The organism is Pedobacter sp. 01T416_2, assembly GCF_056398925.1.
In genome coordinates, this window is the sequence record NZ_JBFTQI010000742.1 from 1 (window position 1) to 2,894 (window position 2,894).

Annotated in this window: 2 protein-coding genes; one reads left to right on the plus strand and one right to left on the minus strand. The window is 38.4% G+C overall.

Annotated elements, in window-relative coordinates:
* A partial coding sequence (locus AC1DPQ_RS23395; RefSeq protein WP_477611034.1) for a SusC/RagA family TonB-linked outer membrane protein occupies positions 1-1,489 on the minus strand: 1,489 nt, incomplete at its 3' end.
* 602 nt (positions 1,490-2,091) lie between these two features.
* Here AC1DPQ_RS23395 and AC1DPQ_RS23400 point away from each other — a divergent pair.
* On the plus strand, positions 2,092-2,894 hold an 803-nt coding region (locus AC1DPQ_RS23400), incomplete at its 3' end, for a DEAD/DEAH box helicase (RefSeq protein WP_477611035.1).

The following is a 2,894-nucleotide window of genomic DNA, read 5'->3' on the forward strand; positions in this document are numbered from 1 at the left end:
GAATAATATCACCCTCACCGAAGATATTTCCAAAAAAGAAGTTGTTTTTATTAACATTATCTTTTGCCCTGAATAGAAATGCGAGTGGATTCTCTGCATTTCCCAACTGACTACCGCGGCTACCGGCAAAGTTTCCGGYAATGTCATAAACAGGGATAATTGTTGGGATCCGGTATGCCCATCCTAAAGCACTTCCCTGATCCTGATAACCACCGGGAGTATTCGGGTTAACGCCAAACCCAACACCTTCAGCGTAACTATATTGTGCATTTTCTCCGAAACGCACCCGTTTATTAAAAGCAGATACCGCAGTATTGGATCTAAAACTATAACGTTTAAAACCTGTGTATTTTATCGTTCCTTTTTGGTTCAAGTATCCGGCACTAATAGAATAGGTTGCATTGTCTGAACCACCCAGTGCACTAATATTATAATTCTGAACTGGTGCAGATTCGGTTATCTCATCAAACCAATTGGTACCTTGCTTATTTGCTTTTGTAATCTGATAAAACAGATTTGGATCACGGCTATAGTTGTACTTAGAAGGATCTGCATCTGCAGCAGTAACATTCTGACCAAGTTTTAAACCTGCCACCAAATATTCAGGTAATACCGGTACTGTGCCCGAACCATAGTTATCTCCAGCAGCAATAGGCTTTCCGGCATTAGTATACCCATTAAATACATATTGTGCATATTGTTGAGGATTCATCATTTGTGGGAAGCTATTTTTTCTTGGCGACTGTGTGCCATAGTAAGAATCGAGCGTAATTTTTGGTAGTCCTGCTGAACCTTTTTTTGTGGTAATGATAACCACACCATTATTTGCTCTTGAACCATAGATAGAAGCAGAAGAAGCATCTTTCAATACTTGCATGCTTTCGATATCATTCTGATTAAGCCAGGATAGTTTTCCCTCAAACGGAACCCCATCAATTACATAAAGTGGGTCATTGTTATTAATGGTACTAAAACCCCGGATTCTGATTTGTGGCGTTGAACCAGGAGCCCCGTCATTTACAATTTGTACCCCTGTTGCTTTTCCTTGCAACGCTTCTACAGCACTTGCTGCAGGCTGGGCCTTTAACAGTTCCATACTTACTACAGCCACAGAACCAGTTAAGTCTTTCTTCCGCTGAGAAGAATAACCAGTCACTACAACATCTGTAAGGTTATTATTGTTGGCTTGTAATACAATTGAAATGTTGGTTTGGGTACCCACTGTTACTTCTTTACTGCCATAGCCAACAAAAGAAATAACCAACACATCAGTAGGTTTTACGCTCAGCGAGAAGGCCCCATTTGCATCAGTAGCGGTACCACCGCTACCATTTTTAATTTTGATCGTGGCGCCAACCACAGGCAGTTTATCATCACTTGCAATAACTTTACCAGTGATTTTTGATTGGGCCATTGCGCCGAGGGCAAATAACATCCCCAAACACAAGAGAAGAAAACTCCTCTTGATACAAGATAGATTTTGTTTCATAGGTTATAAATGATTAGGTGAAATAATGCGTACTCAATACGACTGATGTACTTCTAGGTTAATAAACTTAGCAGCATCAGGTGATCTCCGTCAGTTATGACGAGGTGATTAAGTGGTTTAGTTTTTTGCTGAATTATGCCAATGCACAAAAAAAGGCAGGCATGCAAGAAGAATGGATTTCTCCTGAAGAGTGGTAGATTTTTTCTCATAAGTAAGTGGTTAGATAGGTTGTTAGGTATTTTTATTGATGATTTACATAATGATATTTTTTTAATTAAATAATGAATTAGTGTACAATATACACTTGATTAAAAATAAATATACATATAAAAATAATAATACTACAAAAAATACATACACAAACAGACTATAAAACACTAACTAAAAGGATTAAATGCATTAGATCAATAACAGGTGTGAGTAATAGATAACGATTTGAGGTTACATTTATCAAATAGTAAATTCTCATACATTTTTTTGTATCTTTGCCGCCGAAGCAGGAATAAGGGCTTGCCATTCTGAATGGCATATTCTCTCCGCAAGTTAGTCCTTCAACAATTGATTGTTCTAGCTTCTTCGATAAATATTACACAGAAACATACATGTTATTCAAAGAATTAAACCTCATTGAGCCAATTTTAAAGGCCCTTGAGACCGAAGGTTATACACAACCGACACCAATACAGGAGCAATCCATCCCAACGATATTAAAAGGTAAAGATTTATTAGGTTGCGCGCAAACCGGTACCGGAAAAACCGCCGCCTTTGCTATCCCGATGTTGCAGTTATTGCACGAAAAACACATCAATACCAAGGCAACCAAAAACATAAAGGCTTTAATTTTAACGCCGACACGCGAGCTTGCCATCCAGATTGAAGAAAGTTTCAAGGCTTACGGCCGTCATTTAAATTTACGCCATTTAGTAATTTTTGGTGGTGTAAATCAACACTCGCAGGTAGAAGCTTTAAGAAAAGGCGTTGATATTTTAGTTGCAACACCCGGCCGTTTATTAGATTTAATGAACCAGGGTTTCATCAATTTAAATACCATCGAATTGTTCGTATTGGATGAAGCCGACCGTATGCTCGATATGGGCTTTATTCACGATGTGAAAAGAGTGGTGGCTAAATTGCCTGCAAAACGCCAGACTTTATTTTTCTCTGCAACCATGCCAGATGAAATCCAGAAGTTGGCAAATACGATTTTATCTAGTCCGACAAAAGTAGAAGTTACCCCCATTTCTTCTACAGCAGAAACAATTGTTCAATCGGTTTATTTTGTAGACAAACCTGATAAAAAGAAATTATTGATCCACCTTCTTGAGGATAGAAAGATCGAAACTGCTTTGGTTTTTACCCGTACCAAACATGGTGCAGACCGTATTGTTAAGGATTTGGCACATGC